At 71.6% G+C, this 19,698-nt stretch carries 16 protein-coding genes; 8 read left to right on the plus strand and 8 right to left on the minus strand.

What is annotated here, in order from left to right:
• Positions 1-218 precede the first annotated feature (218 nt).
• The 4 genes from H305_RS0129075 to H305_RS47280 form a co-directional block, all read right to left on the minus strand.
• Positions 219-2,510, minus strand: a complete 2,292-nt coding sequence (locus tag H305_RS0129075; protein ID WP_028803557.1) for a heavy metal translocating P-type ATPase — start codon at positions 2,508-2,510, stop codon at positions 219-221.
• Between the two features lie 110 nt (positions 2,511-2,620).
• On the minus strand, positions 2,621-2,860 hold the full coding sequence (locus H305_RS0129080) for a heavy-metal-associated domain-containing protein (protein WP_028803558.1): 240 nt from the start codon (positions 2,858-2,860) through the stop codon (positions 2,621-2,623).
• Between the two features lie 90 nt (positions 2,861-2,950).
• Positions 2,951-3,901 carry a PrsW family intramembrane metalloprotease gene (locus tag H305_RS0129085; RefSeq protein WP_028803559.1) on the minus strand — a complete coding sequence of 317 codons (951 nt, stop codon included), beginning with the start codon at positions 3,899-3,901 and terminating at the stop codon, positions 2,951-2,953.
• Positions 3,902-4,227: 326 nt separating this feature from the next.
• Positions 4,228-4,899 carry a TetR/AcrR family transcriptional regulator gene (locus tag H305_RS47280; protein WP_051371044.1) on the minus strand — a complete coding sequence of 224 codons (672 nt, stop codon included), beginning with the start codon at positions 4,897-4,899 and terminating at the stop codon, positions 4,228-4,230.
• 172 nt (positions 4,900-5,071) lie between these two features.
• Here H305_RS47280 and H305_RS47285 point away from each other — a divergent pair, with 172 nt between their 5' ends.
• Both H305_RS47285 and H305_RS0129100 read left to right on the plus strand, forming a co-directional pair.
• Positions 5,072-7,534 (plus strand): MMPL family transporter, encoded by a 2,463-nt coding sequence (locus H305_RS47285; protein WP_234021089.1) that lies wholly within the window; start codon positions 5,072-5,074, stop codon positions 7,532-7,534.
• 42 nt (positions 7,535-7,576) lie between these two features.
• Positions 7,577-8,620, plus strand: a complete 1,044-nt coding sequence (locus H305_RS0129100; RefSeq protein WP_028803560.1) for a zinc-dependent alcohol dehydrogenase family protein — start codon at positions 7,577-7,579, stop codon at positions 8,618-8,620.
• Here the strand turns inward: H305_RS0129100 and H305_RS0129105 are convergent.
• From H305_RS0129105 to H305_RS0129115, 3 genes are all read right to left on the minus strand, one after another.
• Complete coding sequence (locus H305_RS0129105) at positions 8,601-9,194, minus strand: GNAT family N-acetyltransferase (RefSeq protein WP_028803561.1); 594 nt, start codon at positions 9,192-9,194, stop codon at positions 8,601-8,603. The genes H305_RS0129100 and H305_RS0129105 overlap by 20 nt on opposite strands.
• Positions 9,195-9,242: 48 nt before the next feature.
• Positions 9,243-9,443: a helix-turn-helix transcriptional regulator gene (locus H305_RS0129110; RefSeq protein WP_028803562.1), complete on the minus strand. Its 201-nt coding sequence runs from the start codon at positions 9,441-9,443 to the stop codon at positions 9,243-9,245.
• A 590-nt stretch (positions 9,444-10,033) separates the two neighbouring features.
• On the minus strand, positions 10,034-10,987 hold the full coding sequence (locus H305_RS0129115; RefSeq protein ID WP_037765676.1) for a sugar phosphate isomerase/epimerase family protein: 954 nt from the start codon (positions 10,985-10,987) through the stop codon (positions 10,034-10,036).
• 122 nt (positions 10,988-11,109) lie between these two features.
• On the opposite strand from H305_RS0129115, the gene iolC reads away from it, so the two are divergent.
• The 6 genes from iolC (at position 11,110) to H305_RS0129145 (ending at position 19,220) form a co-directional block, all read left to right on the plus strand.
• Positions 11,110-12,060 (plus strand): 5-dehydro-2-deoxygluconokinase, encoded by a 951-nt coding sequence (gene iolC / locus H305_RS0129120; RefSeq protein ID WP_028803564.1) that lies wholly within the window; start codon positions 11,110-11,112, stop codon positions 12,058-12,060.
• Complete coding sequence (locus H305_RS0129125) at positions 12,057-13,052, plus strand: Cgl0159 family (beta/alpha)8-fold protein (protein WP_028803565.1); 996 nt, start codon at positions 12,057-12,059, stop codon at positions 13,050-13,052. Before iolC ends, H305_RS0129125 begins: the two co-directional genes overlap by 4 nt.
• 7 nt (positions 13,053-13,059) lie before the next feature.
• On the plus strand, positions 13,060-13,893 hold the full coding sequence (gene iolB, locus H305_RS0129130; RefSeq protein WP_028803566.1) for a 5-deoxy-glucuronate isomerase: 834 nt from the start codon (positions 13,060-13,062) through the stop codon (positions 13,891-13,893).
• A complete protein-coding gene (iolD, locus tag H305_RS0129135; protein WP_028803567.1) occupies positions 13,890-15,773 on the plus strand; it encodes a 3D-(3,5/4)-trihydroxycyclohexane-1,2-dione acylhydrolase (decyclizing) in 1,884 nt (627 codons plus the stop codon). Before iolB ends, iolD begins: the two co-directional genes overlap by 4 nt.
• Positions 15,774-15,787: 14 nt before the next feature.
• Entirely contained in the window at positions 15,788-17,290 is a 1,503-nt protein-coding gene (gene mmsA / locus H305_RS0129140) for a CoA-acylating methylmalonate-semialdehyde dehydrogenase (RefSeq protein ID WP_028803568.1), read from the plus strand.
• A gap of 520 nt (positions 17,291-17,810) precedes the next feature.
• On the plus strand, positions 17,811-19,220 hold the full coding sequence (locus H305_RS0129145) for an APC family permease (protein WP_028803569.1): 1,410 nt from the start codon (positions 17,811-17,813) through the stop codon (positions 19,218-19,220).
• On the opposite strand, the gene H305_RS0129150 is transcribed toward H305_RS0129145, so the two are convergent.
• Positions 19,217-19,636 carry a GNAT family N-acetyltransferase gene (locus tag H305_RS0129150; protein ID WP_028803570.1) on the minus strand — a complete coding sequence of 140 codons (420 nt, stop codon included), beginning with the start codon at positions 19,634-19,636 and terminating at the stop codon, positions 19,217-19,219. The two genes, H305_RS0129145 and H305_RS0129150, sit on opposite strands and share 4 nt — an antisense overlap.
• Positions 19,637-19,698 lie beyond the last annotated feature (62 nt).

The following is a 19,698-nucleotide window of genomic DNA, read 5'->3' on the forward strand; positions in this document are numbered from 1 at the left end:
CCCCCCAAGACGCTTCTGACATCGCCAACTTAGACTCACGAACCCCTTCGATGGTTACGTTCACATCACTGTGATCTGCGTCTCTTGCATATGTCCCGAAGATGCGCAAGAGCCCCGGTACGTCAATGGGGGCCCAAGCGTAAGGAAGATGCGCGAGCCTTGTGAAGAGCTTATGTGAGGCTGCGGTTGGACTCTAGGGGGGCTCCCCTGCTCAGTCGTCATGAGAATGTCCTGAGCCGAAGACTGTTCGTCACCACGAACACCGAGGAGAAGGCCATCGCCGCCCCAGCGATCATCGGGTTCAGCAGTCCCGCGGCGGCCAGCGGCAGCGCCGCCACGTTGTAGCCGAAGGCCCAGAACAGATTCCCCTTGATCGTCGACAGGGTCCGCCGTGCCAGCCGGATCGCGTCCGCGGCCACCCGCAGGTCCCCGCGCACGAGCGTCAGGTCGCCCGCCTCGATCGCGGCGTCCGTGCCCGTGCCCATCGCGAGCCCGAGATCGGCGGTGGCGAGCGCCGCCGCGTCGTTGACCCCGTCGCCGACCATCGCGACGGTCCGGCCCTCGCGGCGCAGGCGCTCCACCACGGCGACCTTGTCCTGCGGCAGGACCTCGGCGATCACATCCTCGGAGCCGATGCCGACGGCGCGTGCCACGGCGTGCGCGACCGCTCGGTTGTCACCGGTGAGCAGTACCGGCCTGAGCCCCAGGGCGCGCAGTTCGCGCACGGCCTCGGCGCTGGTCTCCTTGATCGCGTCGGCGACGGTCAGGACGCCGACCGCCACCCCGTCCCGGGTGACCACCACGGCCGTGCGCCCCTCCGCCTCGGCCGCGTCCTTCGCGCGGGCCAGCTCGTCCGGGAGCGGGTACCCGTCGACGGCGGTCGCGTCGGGCAGGACCCGGCCCACCGTGATCTCGTGACCCTCCACGTGCCCGCGTACTCCGCGCCCGGGCACGTTCTCGAAGTGCTCGACCGGGGGAAGCGCTCCGGCGCGGTCCTGGGCGCCTGCCGCGATCGCCTGGGCGATCGGGTGCTCGGAGGCGTGTTCCAGGGCTCCGGCGAGCCGCAGGACGTCCTTCTCGGTGTCTCCCGCGACGACGCGGACCTCCTGGAGCCGCATCTTTCCCGTCGTCACCGTGCCGGTCTTGTCCAGGACGACCGTGTCGACGCGCCGGGTGGACTCCAGGACCTCGGGCCCCTTGATGAGGATGCCGAGCTGGGCGCCGCGCCCCGTGCCGACCATCAGGGCGGTCGGCGTGGCCAGGCCGAGCGCGCACGGGCAGGCGATGATCAGGACCGCGACGGCCGCGGTGAACGCGGCGACCGTGTCGCCCGTGACGCCGAGCCAGGTCCCGAAGGTGCCGACCGCGATCAGCAGTACGACGGGCACGAAGACGCCGGAGATCCGGTCGGCGAGGCGCTGCACCTCGGCCTTGCCGTTCTGCGCGTCCTCGACGAGCCGTGCCATCCGTGCGAGCTGGGTGTCCGCGCCGACCCGGGTGGCCTCGACGACGAGCCGGCCGCCCGCGTTCACCGTCGCGCCGGTCACCTCGTCACCGACGGTGGCGTCCACCGGCACCGACTCGCCCGTCAGCATTGAGGCGTCGACGGCCGAGGAGCCCTCCACGACCGTGCCGTCGGTGGCGATCTTCTCGCCGGGCCGTACGACGAAGCGGTCGCCCACCTCGAGCTGCCCGACCGGGACGCGGATCTCGCGGTCGCCCCGCAGTACGGCCACGTCCTTCGCGCCGAGCTCCAGCAGGGCCCGCAGCGCCGCTCCGGCGCGCCGCTTGGAGCGGGCCTCCAGATAGCGGCCCAGCAGGATGAAGGCGATGACGCCGGCGGCGACCTCCAGGTAGAGGGTCGACGCGCCGTCCGTGCGGGAGACGGTGAGCTCGAAGCCGTGCCGCATCCCCGGCATCCCGGCGTCGCCGAAGAACAGGGCCCACAGCGACCACCCGAACGCGGCGAGGGTGCCGACCGAGACCAACGTGTCCATGGTGGCGGCGCCGTGCCGGGCGTTGGTCGCCGCGGCTCGGTGGAAGGGCAGCCCGCCCCAGACCACGACGGGCGCGGCCAGTGTCAGCGAGAGCCACTGCCAGTTGTCGAACTGGACGGCCGGGATCATCGACAGCAGGACGACGGGCAGGGCGAGCAGGGCGGAGACGAGCAGGCGTCCGCGCAGGGCGGCCAGCTCGGGGTCGTCGCCGGAAACAGTCGTCCGCGCCTGGTCGCCGTCCGCGGGGAGGTCCGCGGGGAGCGGGGGCGGCGGGGGTTCCTCCGCCGTGTACCCCGTCTTCACCACGGTGGCGATCAGATCCGCGACGTGTACCCCCTCGGGGTATGAGACCTTCGCCTTCTCCGTCGCGTAGTTGACGGTGGCGCTCACGCCGTCCATGCGGTTGAGCTTCTTCTCGACGCGGGCCGCGCAGGAGGCGCAGGTCATGCCGCCGATGGTGAGTTCGACTTCCGAGGTCGTCGCTATCGGTGTCGCAGCGGTGGTGCTCGTCACGTCCGTACTCCAGGGAGCGGACCGGGCCGCACGGAGCCAGTATCAGCTGGTCGGTACGGCCCGGTGGGGAGAGTTGCGTTTCAGAGTCGTGTGCAGGGTCCCGGTGCGGGTCAGGCCGGGCCGACGAGCTCGAAGCCGGCCTCGTCCACCGCGGCGCGGACGTCGGCCTCGGCGAGCGGGGTCGCGGAGACGACGGTGACCTCACCGGTCGAGGCGACGGCCTTCACCGAGGTGACGCCGGCGATCCCGGAGATCTCGCCGCCGACCGAGCCTTCGCAGTGTCCGCAGCTCATTCCGCTCACCTTGTAGACGGCGGTGACGGAACCCGGGGTATCGGTCTGGGCGGTCATGTCGTTCTCCTCGTCTGGACCTGTGCGGTGTGCGTGTGCGGAGGGGGTCCTGTTGGGCCAGGTTCCCCCGATACTCGACACACTATACCCCTAGGGGGTATTTTTCCAAGCAGGTTCGCGGCGCGCCAGGGAACGCACCCAGGCGATCCCGGCGAGGGCGACGAGCACCAGGCCGCCGACGGAGAAGAGTGTGAAGAGGTGCCTTTGCTCGTCGGTGGACCACGGCAGGTGCCCTGGGGTGAACAGCGTCCGGTCCAGCCCCCGGGCGGTCAGCCGGGCCACCAGCCACAGGGCGATGCCGTGTGTCGCGTCCCACAGTGCGTGCAGCAGGGCCGCCCCGGCCCAGGCGGCGACCGCCGGCGAGGCGGGCCGGAAGCGCCCGTCGGGGCGGCGGCAGGCCAGCAGCGCGGCGCCGGTGACGGCCGTCCACAGGCCGTGCCCGAAGGGGGTGAGCACCCCGCGCAGGATCTCGGTCTCCAGCAGTGCGCGCAGATCGATGCCCTGGAGCGAGACGGTGGCGTTGAAGGCGTAGCCCGCGCTCTCCAGGGCCGCGAAGCCGAACCCGACGCTCGCGCCCAGCACCAGGCCCGCCCGCAGCCCGCGCACGCGGGAGTGGCGGTGCAGCATGAACACCAGCGCGGCGAGCTTTCCCGCCTCCTCGATCAGTCCGGCGCCCACGTACATCCCCCAGGAGGGATGGAGCAGGTGGCGCTCCGTCATCGACGCGCCCACGACGCCGAGGGTCCCGCCGGTCAGGAAGCAGCCCAGGATCAGATGGACGCCCAGGTCGCGGCCGTGTCGCTGGTACGCCCACAGCACGAACGCGACCGGGACGAGGAAGCTGCCGAGCAGGATCAGGGTCGGCAGCAGGGCGGTGTCCCGTGTCGCGTACGTGACGGTCGCCGTCAGCGCCCAGAGCGCGAGTCCCACCGCCAGACAGCGCCTCCAGAGGCCGGCGTGCGGGCGGGGGTACGGCGGCGGGGGCTGTGAGGGGCCTGGAATGCGGGCCCGGGGTGCGCCGGGCGGCTGATTCTGGGTCACGGCTCATCCCTCGGGCTCGGGCAGTCTGATCCGACGTCAGTGCGATCCGATGCGGCGCGCGATGAGGGGCGAGGGGCCGATCTCCCCTGCGGCGCGTATCGATTCGACGAGTCGATTTGTCCGAACCTTATGGGAAGTGTCCCCTATGTCGCAGGCTGGAGCGCTGATTCTGAGCACGTCGTCGCGGCACCCGCTCCGTCGCCGGTGGCGGGCTTCGGTGGGGCGGGGGCGTGACGGGGCCGGTCGGCGGGTCCCGCGAGGTGTGGTGAGGGCGGTCGGCCGGTGCCTGAGGGGCGCGGTGAGGGCCGGCGGCCGGGGCCGGTCCGTCAGGGGAGCGGGGGCGCGGTGCGGTCGGGCTTCGGCGCGGCACCGTCGCGCGTCAGGGGTTCGAGGTAGCGGAAGAGGGCGTTCTTCAGCTCCTGGACGTAGGCGCCGCGCTCGGCCTCCTCGTGGGCGAGGACCAGCTCCAGGCCTGCCTTGTACATGCCCAGGCACATCTGCGCCGTGCGCGTGACGTCGGCGTCCGGCGCGGCGGGCAGCAGCGAGCGGATCAGGTCTTCGATCCGCGCGATCAGTGTCTGGTGCAGGGCGTCGTGGTCCTCCGTGATGCGGCCGGGGACGTCGGGGCCGTGCATCAGGGCGAAGAACACCGGGTGCTCGCAGTTGAAGGCGATGAAGCGGTCCACGGCGGCGCCGACGGCCTGCTCCAGCGGTGTCGCCGGGTCGACCGGTGCGAGGGCCTCGCCGTACGTCTCGCGCATCTCGTGCATGAGCCGGTCGCCCAGCTCGATCGCGATGGCCTCTTTGTTCGGGAAGAACTGGTAGAGCGTGCCCGGCGAGACACCCGCCTCGCGTGCGATGGCGTTGGTGCTCGCGGCCGTGTAGCCGGTCGTGCAGAAGACGGCGGCGGCGGCCTCCAGCAGTTGGGCGATGCGGCGCTCGCCACGGGCCTGCCGGCGGCGCGGCCTCTCGTCGCCGGTCTGCTGCTTCCCGGGCATCTCGGGCACGAGTTATCCCCAGCTCTCCGAACGCGATTGACAAACGCGAGTGCTCGCTCGCATTCTGGTGAAACGCGAGCGATCTCTCGTGTTTGCCAGTCTATGGCAATGGTCGACCCGTGCTGCCTGCTCGTGCGCGGGCAGCGGGTCACGGTGAAGGGGACACCGCAGGATGACCGACGTCAAGAGCGCAGGTGAGGACCGCGGGAGGGGCGGCGACGACCGGGCGACGCGCGTCGGCGGAAGCGGCGCCGACCCGGCCGACGCGAGCCGGGGGGACGGCGGCGGGGACGCGCTGAGCGGGGGCGGCGGAGACGCGTCGACGGTCGGTGCGGGTGACGACACATCGAAGACCGGCGCGGGTGACGGCGTGCGGATCGGCGGCTGGACCCGGTTCGTGACCGCGCGCCCCCGGCTCTCCCTGCTCGTCGCACTGCTGATCACCGCGCTCGCCGTGGTCGCCGGCAGTGACGTCGCCGACCGGCTGGGCAGCGGAGGCTGGGAGGACCCGGCCGCGCAGTCGGCGTACGCGACCAAGGCGCTGGAGCGGGAGTTCCCCGCCTCGCAGCCCAATCTGCTGCTCCTCGTCGACTCGGGCGGCACCTCGGTCGAGGACCCCGCGGTCGCCGCGGAGGCGAAGCGGCTCGCGGCACGGCTGGCCGCCGAGCGGGGCGTCACCGGCGTCGGCTCGTACTGGCAGTCCGGTTCCCCCGCGCTGAAGGCGAAGGACGGGCACGAGGCGCTTCTCGCCGCGCGGATCACGGGCGACGAGAAGACGGCGGGCGAGACCCTGGACCGCCTCGCCCCCGCGTACAGGGGGAAGCACGGCCCGGTCGAGGTCGAGATCGGCGGACCCGTGGCCGTACGGCACGAGATGCAGACGACCATCCGTGAGGACCTCACCCGGGCCGAGCTGATCGCCCTGCCCGTGACCCTCGTGCTGCTGGTGATGGTCTTCGGCAGCGCGGTCGCGGCCCTCCTGCCGCTCGGCGTCGGCATCATCGCGATCCTCGGCACGAACGCGGTGCTGCGCGGCCTCACCGAGTTCACGGACGTCTCCGTCTTCGCGATGAACCTCACCACGGCACTGGGGCTCGGCCTCGCCATCGACTACGCCCTGTTCATCGTCCGCAGGTTCCGTGAGGAACTGGACTCAGGTTCCGTGCCGCTGGCGGCCGTCGCCACGACCCTGCGCACCGCGGGCCGTACGGTTCTGTTCTCGGCCCTCACCGTCGCCGTGTCGCTGGCCGCGATGCTGCTCTTCCCGCAGTACTTCCTGCGCTCCTTCGCCTACTCGGGCATCGCCGTGGTGCTGCTGGCCGCGAGCGCGGCCCTGATCCTGCTGCCCGCGGCGCTGATCCTGCTCGGACCCCGGGTGAATTCCCTCGACCTGCGGCGCCTGTTCCGCCGGGGCGGGCAGCGGACGACCGGAGGCGGAGCCGCCTGGGGACGCATGGCATCCCTCGTGATGCGCCGGGCCCCGCTCTTCGCGGTGGCCACCACGGTCGGCCTGATCGTGCTCGGACTTCCCTTCCTGGGCGTGAAGTTCGGCACGGCGGACGACCGGCAGCTGCCCTCGGACGCCGAGTCCCATGTGGTCCAGCAGCACATCCGCGACGGGTTCCCCGGCAGCCCGGGCGGCGGACTGGAGGTCCTTGCCGAAGGACCGGCGACCGAGACCCAGTACGCGCAGTACAAGGCACGGATCGCCGCGCTCCCCGAAGTCCTCCGCGTGGACGGACCCCTGGTGCAGGACGACTCGGCGTACTTCACGGTGCTGCCGAAGGGCGAGGCCGTGGACGAGGAGGCCCAGCACCTGGTCGGCGAACTCCGCGCGACGAAGGCGCCGTTCGCCACGTCGGTCACGGGCACCGCCGCCGTCCTGGTCGACTCCAAGCACGCGATAGCCGACCGGCTTCCCTGGGCCGCGGCGTTCATCGCCGTCGTCACCCTGTTCCTGGTCTTCCTGCTCACCGGCAGTGTGCTCATCCCCGTCCAGGCGGTCCTGCTCAACGCGCTCAGCCTGACGGCGATGTTCGGCGCCGTGGTCTGGGTCTTCCAGGACGGCCATCTCTCCGGACTGCTCGACTTCACCAGCCCGGGTTCGATAGAGACGACCCTCCCGGTGCTCATGTTCTGCGTCGCCTTCGGCCTCTCGATGGACTATGGAGTCTTCCTCCTGTCCCGCATCAAGGAGGAGTACGACCACACCGGCGACCACCGGGAGGCGGTCCGCTCGGGCCTCCAGCGCACCGGCGGTCTGATCACCGCGGCGGCGGTCATCCTCGCGGTGGTGATGGTCGCCATCGGCACCTCGCGGGTGACCAACACCAAGATGCTCGGTCTGGGCATCGCCCTCGCGGTGCTGATGGATGCGATGGTCGTCCGCAGCCTGCTGGTTCCGGCGGTCATGCGCCTCACGGGCCGCGCCACCTGGTGGGCGCCGGGACCGCTGCGGCGGTTCCACGACCGGTTCGGGCTCAGCGAGGGCGAGTCCCCCGCGGAGCCCGCGCCGAACGGGGACGCTCACGCCCGCCGGACCGAACCGGACGGGCCCGCCGGCCGCCGGGACGGCGAGGAGGAGCGGGGCCGGGAGGAGGGCCGGGACCGGGACAAGGCCGAGGCGCGCGGCTAGCGTTCGCTGCGGAAGCTGATCTCCGGGCGGAGGGCGAGACGGATGCGGGCAGTGGTGTTCGAGCGGTACGAGGAACCGGCCGAGGTACGTGAGGTCGCGGACCCGGCGCCCGCGGAGCACGGGGTCGTGGTGCGTGTCGAGGCCACCGGGCTGTGCCGGAGCGACTGGCACGGCTGGATGGGCCACGACCCCGACATCACCCTGCCGCACGTACCGGGCCACGAACTGGCCGGAGTCGTCGAGGCGGTGGGTGCCCGGGTGACCGGCTGGCGTGCCGGCGACCGGGTCACCGTCCCGTTCGTGTGCGCCTGTGGAAGCTGCCCTTCGTGCGCGGCGGGCGACCAGCAGGTGTGCGAGCGACAGACCCAGCCGGGCTTCACGCACTGGGGCTCCTTCGCCGAGTACGTGGCACTCGACCACGCCGAGGTGAACCTCGTCGCGGTGCCGGACGAGCTGTCCTTCGCGACGGCCGCCTCGCTGGGCTGCCGTTTCGCCACGGCCTACCGCGCGGTGGTCGCGCAGGGCCGGGTCGCGGCGGGGGAGTGGGTCGTCGTGCACGGCTGCGGGGGCGTGGGCCTGTCGGCGGTGATGATCGCGGCGGCGTCGGGGGCGCGGGTCGTGGCCGTCGACGTGTCGCCCGCGGCGCTCGACCTGGCACGGAAGTTCGGGGCGGCGGAGTGCGTGGACGCGTCCCGGACGGGGGACGTCGCCGAGGCCGTCCGGGAACTGACCGGCGGCGGTGCTCACCTGTCGCTGGACGCCCTCGGCTCCGAGGCCACCTGCGCGGCCTCGGTGCACGGGCTGCGTCGCCGCGGCCGGCATGTCCAGGTTGGTCTGCTGCCCTCGCCGACCGGCGCGACCCCGGTCCCGATGGCCCGCGTGATCGGCCTGGAACTGGAAGTGCTGGGCAGCCACGGGATGGCCGCGCACGCCTACCCCGGCATGCTGGAGCTGGTCCGCGCGGGTGTGCTGCGGCCCGACCTCCTGGTCACCTCGACGATCCCGCTGGACGCGGCGCCGTCCGCGCTGGCGGCGATGGGCGGGGCGCCGGGGTCGGGGGTGACCGTCATCGAGCCCTGGAGCTGACCTGACCCTCCGGGTGGCCTCCGTGGGTGGCCCACTCGTGGTCGAGGATCGCCATGAGCACCTCGTCGACCCACTCACCGTCACGCAGTGCGGCCTCGCGCAGGACGCCCTCCACCAGGAAACCGACCTTCTCGTACACGCGCCGGGCACGGTGGTTGTTGCCGTAGACGCCCAAGGAGATCCGGTGCAGGCCGAGTTGTTCGAAGCCGTGGCCGACGATGAGACGCACGGCCTCGGTGCCGAAGCCCCGGTCCCGGCCGCGGGGGCCGATGAGAGTGCGGAAGGAGCAGCTGCGCTGGACGGGGTCCCACTCGTTGAGGACGACCTCGCCGACGAGTTCGCCGGTGGCGGGGTCGGTCACCGCGAGGTCGAGCCGGTCGGGCTGGGTGGCGCGGGCGCCGTAGACGGCCCGCAGCCGTTCCAGGGTGAAGGGGGTGTCCGGCTGCGAGGGGAAGGTGAAGCGAATGACGTCGGGGTCGTCGAGGATCTCCAGGATCGCCTCCGCGTCGTCCGCGGTGAACGGGCGCAGGACGGTCTTCTCGCCGGTGAGGACGGGTTTCACGGAGAAGTTCATGCGAAGAAGGGTGCCCCACCCGGAGGTGGGGCAGCCGGGCGGGGCGGCTCAGTCGTCTCGGCGGCCCCGGTTTCCCGGGCGGGAGGCGACCCAGGCCCGGACGGTGTCGGCGTACCAGTAGGGCTTTCCCCGCTCCACATGGTCGGGCGCGGGCAGCAGTCCGTGCTTGCGGTACGACCGGACGGTGTCCGGCTGCACCTTGATGTGCGCCGCGATCTCCTTGTACGACCAGAGCCTACGGTCGGTCATGAGTGGCACCTCCCTGCGCGCACCGCAGCGGCGGCCGGGGGCGGCCGTCGGGGGAGCCGGGCGCTGCGCTGGCGATCACAAAGCCTGTGCTTCGTGAACGACGCGGCGTGAGCGCCGGGCAGCGGCTGTGAACCGGGTGTGACGCAAGACCCGCGTACACGCGACATGTGTGACAGGGAGGTGGCTTTTGTGACACGAGTGACGCATTGGCGAACGAGCGAAGAGGTGTACGCCGGGTGGCCCTGGGCATCAAGTGCCTTTTGGGCACAGGACGCCGGCGGACGCGCGCAGCGGAGCCGTCGGCGGGCCGGGCCTTTGTCCCCCGGGGCTCTCCCACCGTGTTCGCGCGGGAGCCGCCCTCGCCGGGCCCGGCCCACCGGTTCCCCGCATCCCCCCTGGTGCGTGGCCGGGAGGATCAGCGTGCCGTCAGCGCGTCCCGTGGGTCTTGGAAAAATCGCATTCGGGTCGATCACGTTCCGCGGCAGCGCCGTTCCCCCGGAGCGGTCCGGACCTGGCCGGGAGCGGGCCGGTCGGGAGCGGGCCGGGCGGGGCCCGTCCCGCTCCCCGTTCCCGACACGAAGACCGCGTCGCTACGCCCCGCACGACCTCAGGAACGCCCGGGTCCGCCGGGCGATCGGCAGCGGCTTGTCCGGCGGGCACGGGTACATGTCCTGCTCGACGATGGCGAAGAGCTCGACGCCGAGCCGCTGCGCGGCGGCGAGCACGGGCTCCAGCGCCGGTACACCGGACGGCGGTTCGCACATCACGCCGCGGGCCACGGCGGGCCCGAACGGCACCTCGCCGGCCCGCACCTCGGCCAGGACCAGCGGGTCCACCTGCTTGAGGTGGAGGTAGCCGATGCGCTCGCCGTACGTCTCGATGAGCTTGACGCTGTCCCCGCCGCAGTAGGCGTAGTGGCCGGTGTCGAGGCACAGGGACACGAGGGAGGAGTCGGTCGAGTCGAGGAAACGCGTGACGTTCTCCTCGCTGTCGATGTGTGTGTCGGCGTGCGGGTGGACGACGATCCGCAACCCGAAGCGTTCGCGCACCTCGTGGGCGAGCCGCTCCGTCTGCGCGGTCAGGTTGCGCCACTGCGTGGGGGTCAGAGTGCTGTCCTCCAGCACCGCGCCGGTCTTGTCGTCGCGCCAGAAGGCGGGGATGACGACGAGGTGCTCGGCGCCCGTCGCCCGGGTGAGTGCGGCGATGTCCGCGACGTGCGCCCAGGTGGACTCCCACACCTCGGGCCCCTTGTGCAGTGCGGTGAAGACGGTGCCGGCCGAGACGGTGAGCCCGCGTCGCGCCGTCTCCTCCTTCAGGACGCCGGGATCGGTGGGCAGATAGCCGTACGGGCCGAGTTCGATCCACTCGTACCCGGACTCGGAGACCTCGTCCAGGAATCGCTGCCAGGGGACCTGTCGGGGGTCGTCGGGGAACCAGACGCCCCAGGAGTCGGGAGCCGAACCGATCCGGATGCGGGACAGTGAGGACGAAGGCGGCGACTGCGGCGACGGGTGAGGCGATGACTGCGGCGGCAACGACGTCATGGGCGTCAGCTTCGGTCGGCCCCGGAAAGCTGTCAAGCCATCGTCCGAATGTCTGGACAAAACGTTGACAGGGTTCCCCGGGCGGGACTAGACCTGGGTTCAGCCGTAGCGAAGGGAAGGCGATGGCGTACGACCTGATCACCATGGGGCGGATCGGTGTGGACCTCTACCCGTTGCAGACGGGGGTCACGCTGGCCCGGGTGACGTCCTTCGGGAAGTTCCTCGGCGGCTCGGCGACGAACGTGGCGGTGGCCGCCGCCCGGCTCGGACGGCGTACGGCGGTGATCACACGGACGGGTGAGGACCCGTTCGGCGCATACCTTCACGAGGCGCTGCGCGGTTTCGGGGTCGACGACCGCTGGGTCACGCCGGTTCCCGGACTGCCCACCCCCGTCACCTTCTGCGAGGTCTTCCCGCCCGACGACTTCCCGCTCTACTTCTACCGGCAGCCCAAGGCCCCGGACCTGGAGATCCACGCACGGGACCTCGATCTGGAGGCCATCCGCGCCGCCCGTCTGTTCTGGGTGACCGGCACGGGCCTGTGCGAGGAGCCCAGCCGCACCGCGACCCTCGCGGCCCTCGCCCACCGCGCCCGGTCCGCCGCGACGGTCTTCGACCTGGACTGGCGGCCCATGTTCTGGAAGGACCCCGGGGCGGCCCGCCCGTTCTACGCCGAGGCCCTGCGCCACACCACCGTCGCGGTCGGCAACCTCGACGAGGTCGAGATCGCGACCGGCGAGCGCGAACCGGACGCCGCCGCCCGCGCCCTGCTGGACGCGGGGGTCGAACTCGCCGTGGTGAAGCAGGGACCCAAGGGTGTTCTCGCCGTCCACCGCGACGGCTCCCGCGCCGAGGTCCCGCCGCTCCCGGTGGACGTCCTCAACGGCCTCGGTGCCGGTGACGCGTTCGGCGGATCCCTGTGCCACGGACTGCTCGCCGGCTGGGACCTGGAGCGCGTCATGCGGCACGCCAACGCCGCCGGAGCGATCGTCGCGTCCCGCCTGGAGTGCTCCTCCGCGATGCCGACACCCGAGGAGATCGAGGACGCGATCACGGCGGGAGAAATGCGATGAGAGCGGGCCACGTCGGGGGCGCCCGGCCCGAGCAGGGCGGCGACGCGACCGGCCCCGCCGGCGCGGCCACCGGTGCCCGCGCCGGCCACGGCGAACTCCGCCCGCCGTACCGCACGGTCGACCTCGCCGGACTCGTCCGCACCCGGGCCCGGCACCCCGAGGCGATCGCCGAGGCCGCCGCCCGCCGGGTGCGCCGTCCCCTGATGGGCGCCTCCGGGCGCCTGATGATCGTCGCGGCGGACCACCCGGCCCGGGGCGCGCTGGCCGTCGGCGACCGCAGACTCGCCATGGCGGGCCGCGCCGACCTCCTGGAGCGGCTCTGCCTCGCCCTGTCCCGTCCCGGTGTCGACGGTGTGCTCGCCACCGCCGACATCCTCGACGACCTGCTGCTGCTCGGCGCGCTCGACGACAAGGTCGTCCTCGGGTCGATGAACCGGGGCGGACTCGCGGGCGCCTCCTTCGAGTTGGACGACCGGTTCACCGGCCACCGGCCACGGGACATCGAGCGGCTCGGTTTCGACGCGGGCAAGCTCCTGCTGCGCATCGACTACGACGATCCGGGCTCCCTGCGCACTCTGGAGTCCACCGCCCGGGTGATCGACGAGATGGCCGAGCGGCGGCTGCCGGTCTTCGTCGAGCCGTTCCTGTGCCACCGCCGCGACGGCGGCACGCTGAGCAACGACCTGAGCGCCGAGGCCGTCACCAAGTCCATCGCCATCGCCAGCGGTCTGGGCGGCAGTTCGGCGTACACATGGCTGAAGGTTCCCGTCACGGACAACCCCGACGACATGGCCCGTGTCATGGAGACCTCCACCCTGCCCGCGGTCCTCCTCGGCGGCGACGTCGCGGAGGACCAGGAGGGCGCGTACGAGAAGTGGCGCGGCGCGCTCCGACTGCCCACCGTGCGGGGGCTGGTGGTGGGTCGCTCCTTGCTCTACCCGGCGGACGGCGATGTCGCCGCGGCCGTGGACACCGCCGTAGGACTCCTGTGAGGGCAGCATGAGCAAAGAGTTGTACGTCCCCCGAGGCGCCACCGCCGACGCGCACTACGCGCTCGACATCGACCCCGAGCGGGCCGGCTGGGCCCATGCGAGCCTGCGGGTCGTCGAACTGCCGCCCGACGGCACCCACACCTTCACCACCGGTGACAGCGAGTGGATCGTGCTCCCGCTCGCCGGCGGCTGCACGGTCCGCGTCAAGGACGGCATCGAGGAAGCAGAGTTCCCCCTCCTGGGCAGGGAAGGCGTGTTCGCCGGAGTCTCCGACTTCGCGTACGTGCCCCGCGACGCCCGGGTCCAGATCGCCTCCGGTGCGGGAGGCCGCTTCGCCCTGGCAGGAGCGAAGTGCGAGCGCCGACTCCCCGCCCGCTACGGCCCCGCGCCGGAGGTTCCCGTCGAAGCCCGCGGCAGCGGCAACTGCGCCCGCCAGGTCCGCAATTTCGCCTCCGCGGACGCCTTCGACTGCGACCGGCTCATCGCCGTCGAGGTCATCACCCCGGGCGGCAACTGGTCCTCGTACCCGCCGCACAAGCACGACGAGTACCGGCCGGGCGAGGAGAGCGAACTGGAGGAGATCTACTACTTCGAGATCGACGGCCCGAACGGTTTCGGCTATCAGCGCGTATTCCCTTCGCGCGAGGGCGGCTCCGACGTCCTCGCCGAGGTCCGCACCGGCGATGCCGTCCTCGTCCCCGACGGATGGCACGGCCCGTCCGTCGCCCAGCCCGGCCACACGATGTACTACCTGAACGTCATGGCCGGACCGGGCAAGGACAGGGAGTGGCGGATCTGCTTCCACCCGGGACACCTAGAGACCACAGAGGGATACCGATGACCTCAACGACGAGGCTGACGGTCGCACAGGCGCTGGTGCGCTTCCTGGCAGCCCAGTACACGGAACGGGACGGCGACCGGCAGCGGCTGATCGGCGCCACCTGGGGCATCTTCGGTCACGGCAACGTCGCCGGGATCGGCCAGGCACTCGTCGAGTACGCCGACGCCATGCCCTACCACCAGGGCTGCAACGAACAGGCCATGGTGCACGCGGCGGTCGGCTACGCCCGCCAGTCCGGCCGGCTGTCCACACACGCCGTCACCACCTCCATCGGCCCCGGCGCCACGAACCTCGTCACCGGCGCGGCCCTCGCCACCGTCAACCACCTCCCGGTCCTGCTGCTGCCGGGCGACGTCTTCGCGACCCGCCCCGCCGACCCGGTCCTCCAGCAGCTCGAAGTCCCCTACGCGGGCGACGTGTCGGTCAACGACTGCCTGCGCCCGGTGTCCCGGTACTTCGACCGGATCACCCGCCCCGAGGCGCTGATCCCGGCGGCCCTCCAGGCGATGCGTGTGCTCACCGACCCCGTCGAGACCGGCGCCGTCACCCTCGCGCTGCCGCAGGACGTGCAGGCGGAGGCGTACGACTGGCCGGAGGAGTTCTTCGCCGAGCGGACCTGGGCGGTGCGCCGCCCGGCGGTCGACCAGACCGAGCTGGCCGCCGCCGTGCGGGCGATCCGTGAGGCCCGGCGTCCGCTGATCGTCGCGGGCGGCGGCGTCCACCACAGCCGGGCCGAGGGGGCGCTCGCCGAGCTGGCATCCGCCACCCGCATCCCGGTGGCCTCCACCCAGGCGGGCAAGGGCTCGCTGCGCTGGGACCATCCGCAGGACGTCGGCGGCATCGGCCACACCGGCACCGCGACCGCCGACGAGCTGGCCCGCACCGCCGACCTGGTGATCGGTGTCGGCACCCGCTACACCGACTTCACCACCGCCTCGGGCACCCTCTTCGGCGGCTCGGACGTCCGTTTCCTGAACCTCAACATCGCGCCGTACGACGGTCACAAACTCGGCGGCCTCCCGCTGGTCGCCGACGCCAGGGCGGGACTCGAGGAGCTGACCGAGGCGCTGCTGCTGCACGGCCACCGCGCCGAGCCGGCCTACGTCACCGAGTACACGGACGACAAGGAGCGCTGGGAGTACCGGGTCGACGCGGCCTACGAGAGCGAGGACGTCGACATACGCCCGACCCAGCCGCAGGTCCTCGGCCTGCTCGACGAGCTGGTCACCGAGGACGACATCCTGATCAACGCGGCCGGCTCGCTCCCCGGCGACCTGCACAAGCTGTGGCGCACCCGGTCCCGGGACCAGTACCACGTCGAGTACGGCTACTCCTGCATGGGATACGAGATCCCGGCGGCGATCGGTGTGCGGATGGCGGCCCCGGACCGCCCGGTGTGGGCGCTGGTCGGCGACGGCACGTATCTGATGATGCCGACGGAGATCGTCACCGCCGTGCAGGAGGGCGTCGCGATCAAGGTGCTGATCCTGCAGAACCACGGGTACGCCTCGATCGGCGGTCTCTCCGAGGCCGTGGGCGGCGAGCGGTACGGCACGGCGTACCGCTTCCGGGCCGAGGACCGCACGTACACGGGCGCTCCGCTGCCCGTCGATCTCGCGGCCAACGCGGCCAGCCTGGGGATGCGCGTCCTACGCGCGAAGACCGTGCGTGACCTGCGGGCCGCCCTGGCCGAGGCACGCGCGGCGGACACTCCCACATGTGTCTACGTCGAGACCGAAACGGCAGACACAGTGTCGGGCGCGCCCCCGGCGCAAGCCTGGTGGGATGTACCTGTGGCCGAGACCGCGACGCGATCGTCGGCGGTCAAGGCGCGCGAGGAGTACGACCGGCACGTCGCCGCCCGACGCCGCCATCTGTGAAGGAGTTTTTGGCCATGACGAAGACCGTCAACCACTGGATCGGTGGCAAGACCGTCGAAGGTGCGTCGGGTACGTACGGGCCGGTCACCGACCCGGCGACCGGCGCCGTGACCACGCAGGTCGCCTTCGCGACCGTCGACGAGGTGGACGCCGCGGTCGCCGCCGCGAAGGACGCGTACGCGACCTGGGGCCAGTCCTCGCTGGCCAGGCGGACCACGATCCTGTTCAAGTTCCGCGCGCTGCTCGACGCCCACCGCGACGAGATCGCCGAACTGATCACCGCCGAGCACGGCAAGGTCCACTCGGACGCGCTCGGCGAGGTCGCCCGCGGTCTGGAGATCGTCGACCTGGCGTGCGGGATCACCGTGCAGCTGAAGGGCGAGCTGTCGACCGAGGTGGCCTCCCGGGTCGACGTGTCCTCGATCCGCCAGCCGCTCGGCGTCGTCGCGGGCATCACGCCGTTCAACTTCCCGGCCATGGTGCCCATGTGGATGTTCCCGATCGCCATCGCGTGCGGCAACACCTTCGTGCTCAAGCCCTCCGAGAAGGACCCGTCGGCGTCGATGAAGGTCGCCGAGCTGCTGGCCGAGGCCGGTCTGCCGGACGGTGTCTTCAACGTGGTGCACGGCGACAAGGTGGCCGTCGACCGCCTCCTGGAGCACCCGGACGTCGCCGCCGTCTCCTTCGTGGGCTCGACCCCGATCGCCCGCTACATCCACACCACGGCCTCGGCGAACGGCAAGCGCGTCCAGGCCCTGGGCGGCGCCAAGAACCACATGCTGGTCCTCCCGGACGCGGACCTGGACGCCGCGGCGGACGCCGCCGTGTCGGCCGCCTACGGCTCGGCCGGTGAGCGCTGCATGGCCATCTCGGCCGTGGTGGCCGTCGGCTCGGTCGGCGACGAGCTCGTCGCGAAGATCCGCGAGCGCGCCGAGAAGATCAAGATCGGTCCTGGCAACGACCCGGCGTCGGAGATGGGTCCGCTGATCACGGCCGCGCACCGCGACAAGGTCGCGTCGTACGTGGCCGGCGCGGCGGCCCAGGGCTCCGAGGTCGTCCTGGACGGCACCGGCTACACCGTCGAGGGCTACGAGGACGGCCACTGGATCGGCCTGTCGCTGCTCGACAAGGTGCCCACGTCGGCGGACGCGTACAAGGACGAGATCTTCGGCCCCGTCCTGTGCGTGCTGCGCGTCGACACCTACGAGGAGGGCGTCGCCCTCATCAACGCTTCGCCGTTCGGCAACGGCACCGCGATCTTCACTCGGGACGGCGGCGCCGCCCGCCGCTTCCAGCTGGAGATCGAGGCGGGCATGGTCGGCGTGAACGTGCCGATCCCGGTGCCCGTGGGCTACCACTCCTTCGGTGGCTGGAAGGACTCCCTCTTCGGGGACCACCACATCTACGGCAACGACGGCACGCACTTCTACACCCGCGGCAAGGTCGTCACCACCCGCTGGCCCGACCCGTCCGAGGCGCCGGCCGGCGTCGACCTGGGCTTCCCGCGCAACCACTGAGACAGCCCCTCGGTGCCCCGGAACCGCGAGCCGGTTCCGGGGCACCGGTGCGTCCGGCGCCGTTCGTCCCGCGCGCCCCTGTCCGTGTCTCCTCGGCACAGTCGGCCCCCCTCTTCTGTCCTGGCCGCGGAACCTCCGCGGCAGCGAGGGGCCGTACGGCTCGGTAGTCGTCCCGCCCGCCGAGATATTCAGGCGAATTTGAGCGGCCGTGCTGCGGTTCCCGTGTGTGGGTGATGAAACGGGTGGCGTAGGTGTTTCGCGTATTTCACCTTTGAAAGCAAGGTCACAGTCCGATGAGTCTTGATGATTGCCATATAGTGGCGCGCTTGCCTGGGAAAGTGATGTGACATGGGTCGCTCCGCTAGTGCGGATTCCGCAGGTAAACGGCCATTGACGCAACGGTTTCCGTCAAGGTTCCATCAACGTCGGGAGCGGACGAAAAGACGTACGACGCGAGCCGCCGGAGGCGATATCGCTCCCGCCCGAATCACCTGACGCACGAGTCGATCGGAACCGCTTCATGACCGACACGCTCCGCCCTGTCGAGACCGCAGTCCTGGACGCCGCCCCCTCGGCTCCGGACAGCCCTCGAAAGCTCAAGCGCTCCATCGGCGTCGTCGGCGGCACCCTGCTGACGCTCTCCTGCGTGACGCCCGCCTCCACGCTCTTCGTGGTCGTGCCCGACCTGTTCGGCTCGCTCGGCACCGCCACCGCCCTCACGATCGCCATCGGTTCCCTCCTCTGCATAGCCGTGGCGTTCTGCTACTCGGAGCTGGGCACCCTCATCCCCAGCGCCGGCGGCGAGTACGCGATGGTCTCGACGATGGCCGGACGCCTCGCGGGCTGGCTGGTCTTCGTGCTCTCCCTGCTGGTCGTCATGATCGTGCCGCCGGTGATCGCGATGGGCACCGCCGACTACCTCGCGCCGATCGTGCACCTCGACCCCGCCATGACCGGCGCCGGCGTGATGCTCCTCGCCACCCTCGCGGGCCTGCTCGACCTGCGGGCCAACGCCTGGATCACCGGCATCTTCCTGGTCCTCGAAGTCATCGCGGCGGCCGTCGTGGCGGTCCTCGGCTTCGCCCACAGCGAGCGCGGCCCGGGCAGCCTGGTCTCGATGCAGGTCGCGGGCTCCGGAGGCCACACGGACACCGTCACGGCCATGCTGGTCGTGTCCGGACTCGCCATCGCCCTCTTCGTCACCCAGGGCTTCTCCACCGCCGTCTACCTCTCGGAAGAGCTGGAGAACCCGCGCCGCAACGTCGCCCGCACGGTCCTGGCCACCCTCGCCATCTCCACCGTGATCATCCTGGTCCCGGTCGTCGCCATCACCATGGGCGCCTCGGACCTCTCCGCCCTCACCGGCGGCGACATCAGCAGCATGGTCACCGCGTGGTCGAACTCCGCCGTCGGCACCTTCGTCAGCCTGTGCGTCGCCCTCGCGATCATCAACGCGGGCATCGTCATGGTCATCCAGAACTCGCGGGTCCTGTTCGCCTCCGCCCGTGACAAGGCCTGGCCCGAGCCCGTCAACAAGGGTCTGTCGCGCCTCGGCCGCTTCGGCTCCCCCTGGGTCGCCACGCTCCTCGTGGGCGTCCCCGGAGCGCTCCTGTGCTTCGTCAACCTGGACACGCTGTACGGCGTCACGGGCGTCTCCGTGACGGCCATGTACCTGCTCGTCGCAGTCGCCGCCCTGCTCTCCCGGCGCGGACAGCACCGTCACACGCAGGCCTGGCGGATGCCGCTGTGGCCCGCGATGCCCGTCCTGCTCATCGCGGTCCTGGCCTACGTCCTCAGCCGGCAGGAGACCTCCTACCTGCTGTGGACCGGCGGCATCACGGCCGTCGCCACCCTGTACTGGGCCTTCTACCTGCGGCCGCGCCGCGAGACCCGCTGGCTGGTGTCGATCCCGGAGGACGCGCAGGCCTAGGAGGCCTGGGCGAAGTCCCACGTCACCACCGTGCACGACCCGTCGTCCTTGCCACCCGCGCTGCGGTAGGTGGCAAGGGCGACGTCGTTCCCGGTGTCGACACCGACCCACATGCCGTAGCAGCCGCGCTCCCGGGCCAGAGCGGCGAGCGCCCGCACCAGCGCGCTTCCGGTGCCGCGCCGCCGGAACGGTCCGGCGACCGTCAGCTCGTACAGGAACATCTCGGTGCCCTTGTCGGGGTGGACCGTCTCCACACCACTGACGAACCCGACGGGAGCGCCGTCCTCGTACGCCAGGAACAGGTGGTGGCCCTGGGTCTCCAGGAAACGCCGGGCCCATTCGGGGCGCACGGGGTGGTCGAAGAGGTACTCGGCGGCGGTCAGTTCCCCGACCGTGGCGGCGCGGCGCATCTCCATGGGCCGTTCGTACCACGGACGCGGTACGCCGGTACCCGCCCGTACTCCTGTGGGAGGGGCCG

Source organism: Streptomyces sp. 142MFCol3.1 (genome assembly GCF_000424945.1).
Classification (GTDB): domain Bacteria; phylum Actinomycetota; class Actinomycetes; order Streptomycetales; family Streptomycetaceae; genus Streptomyces; species Streptomyces siamensis.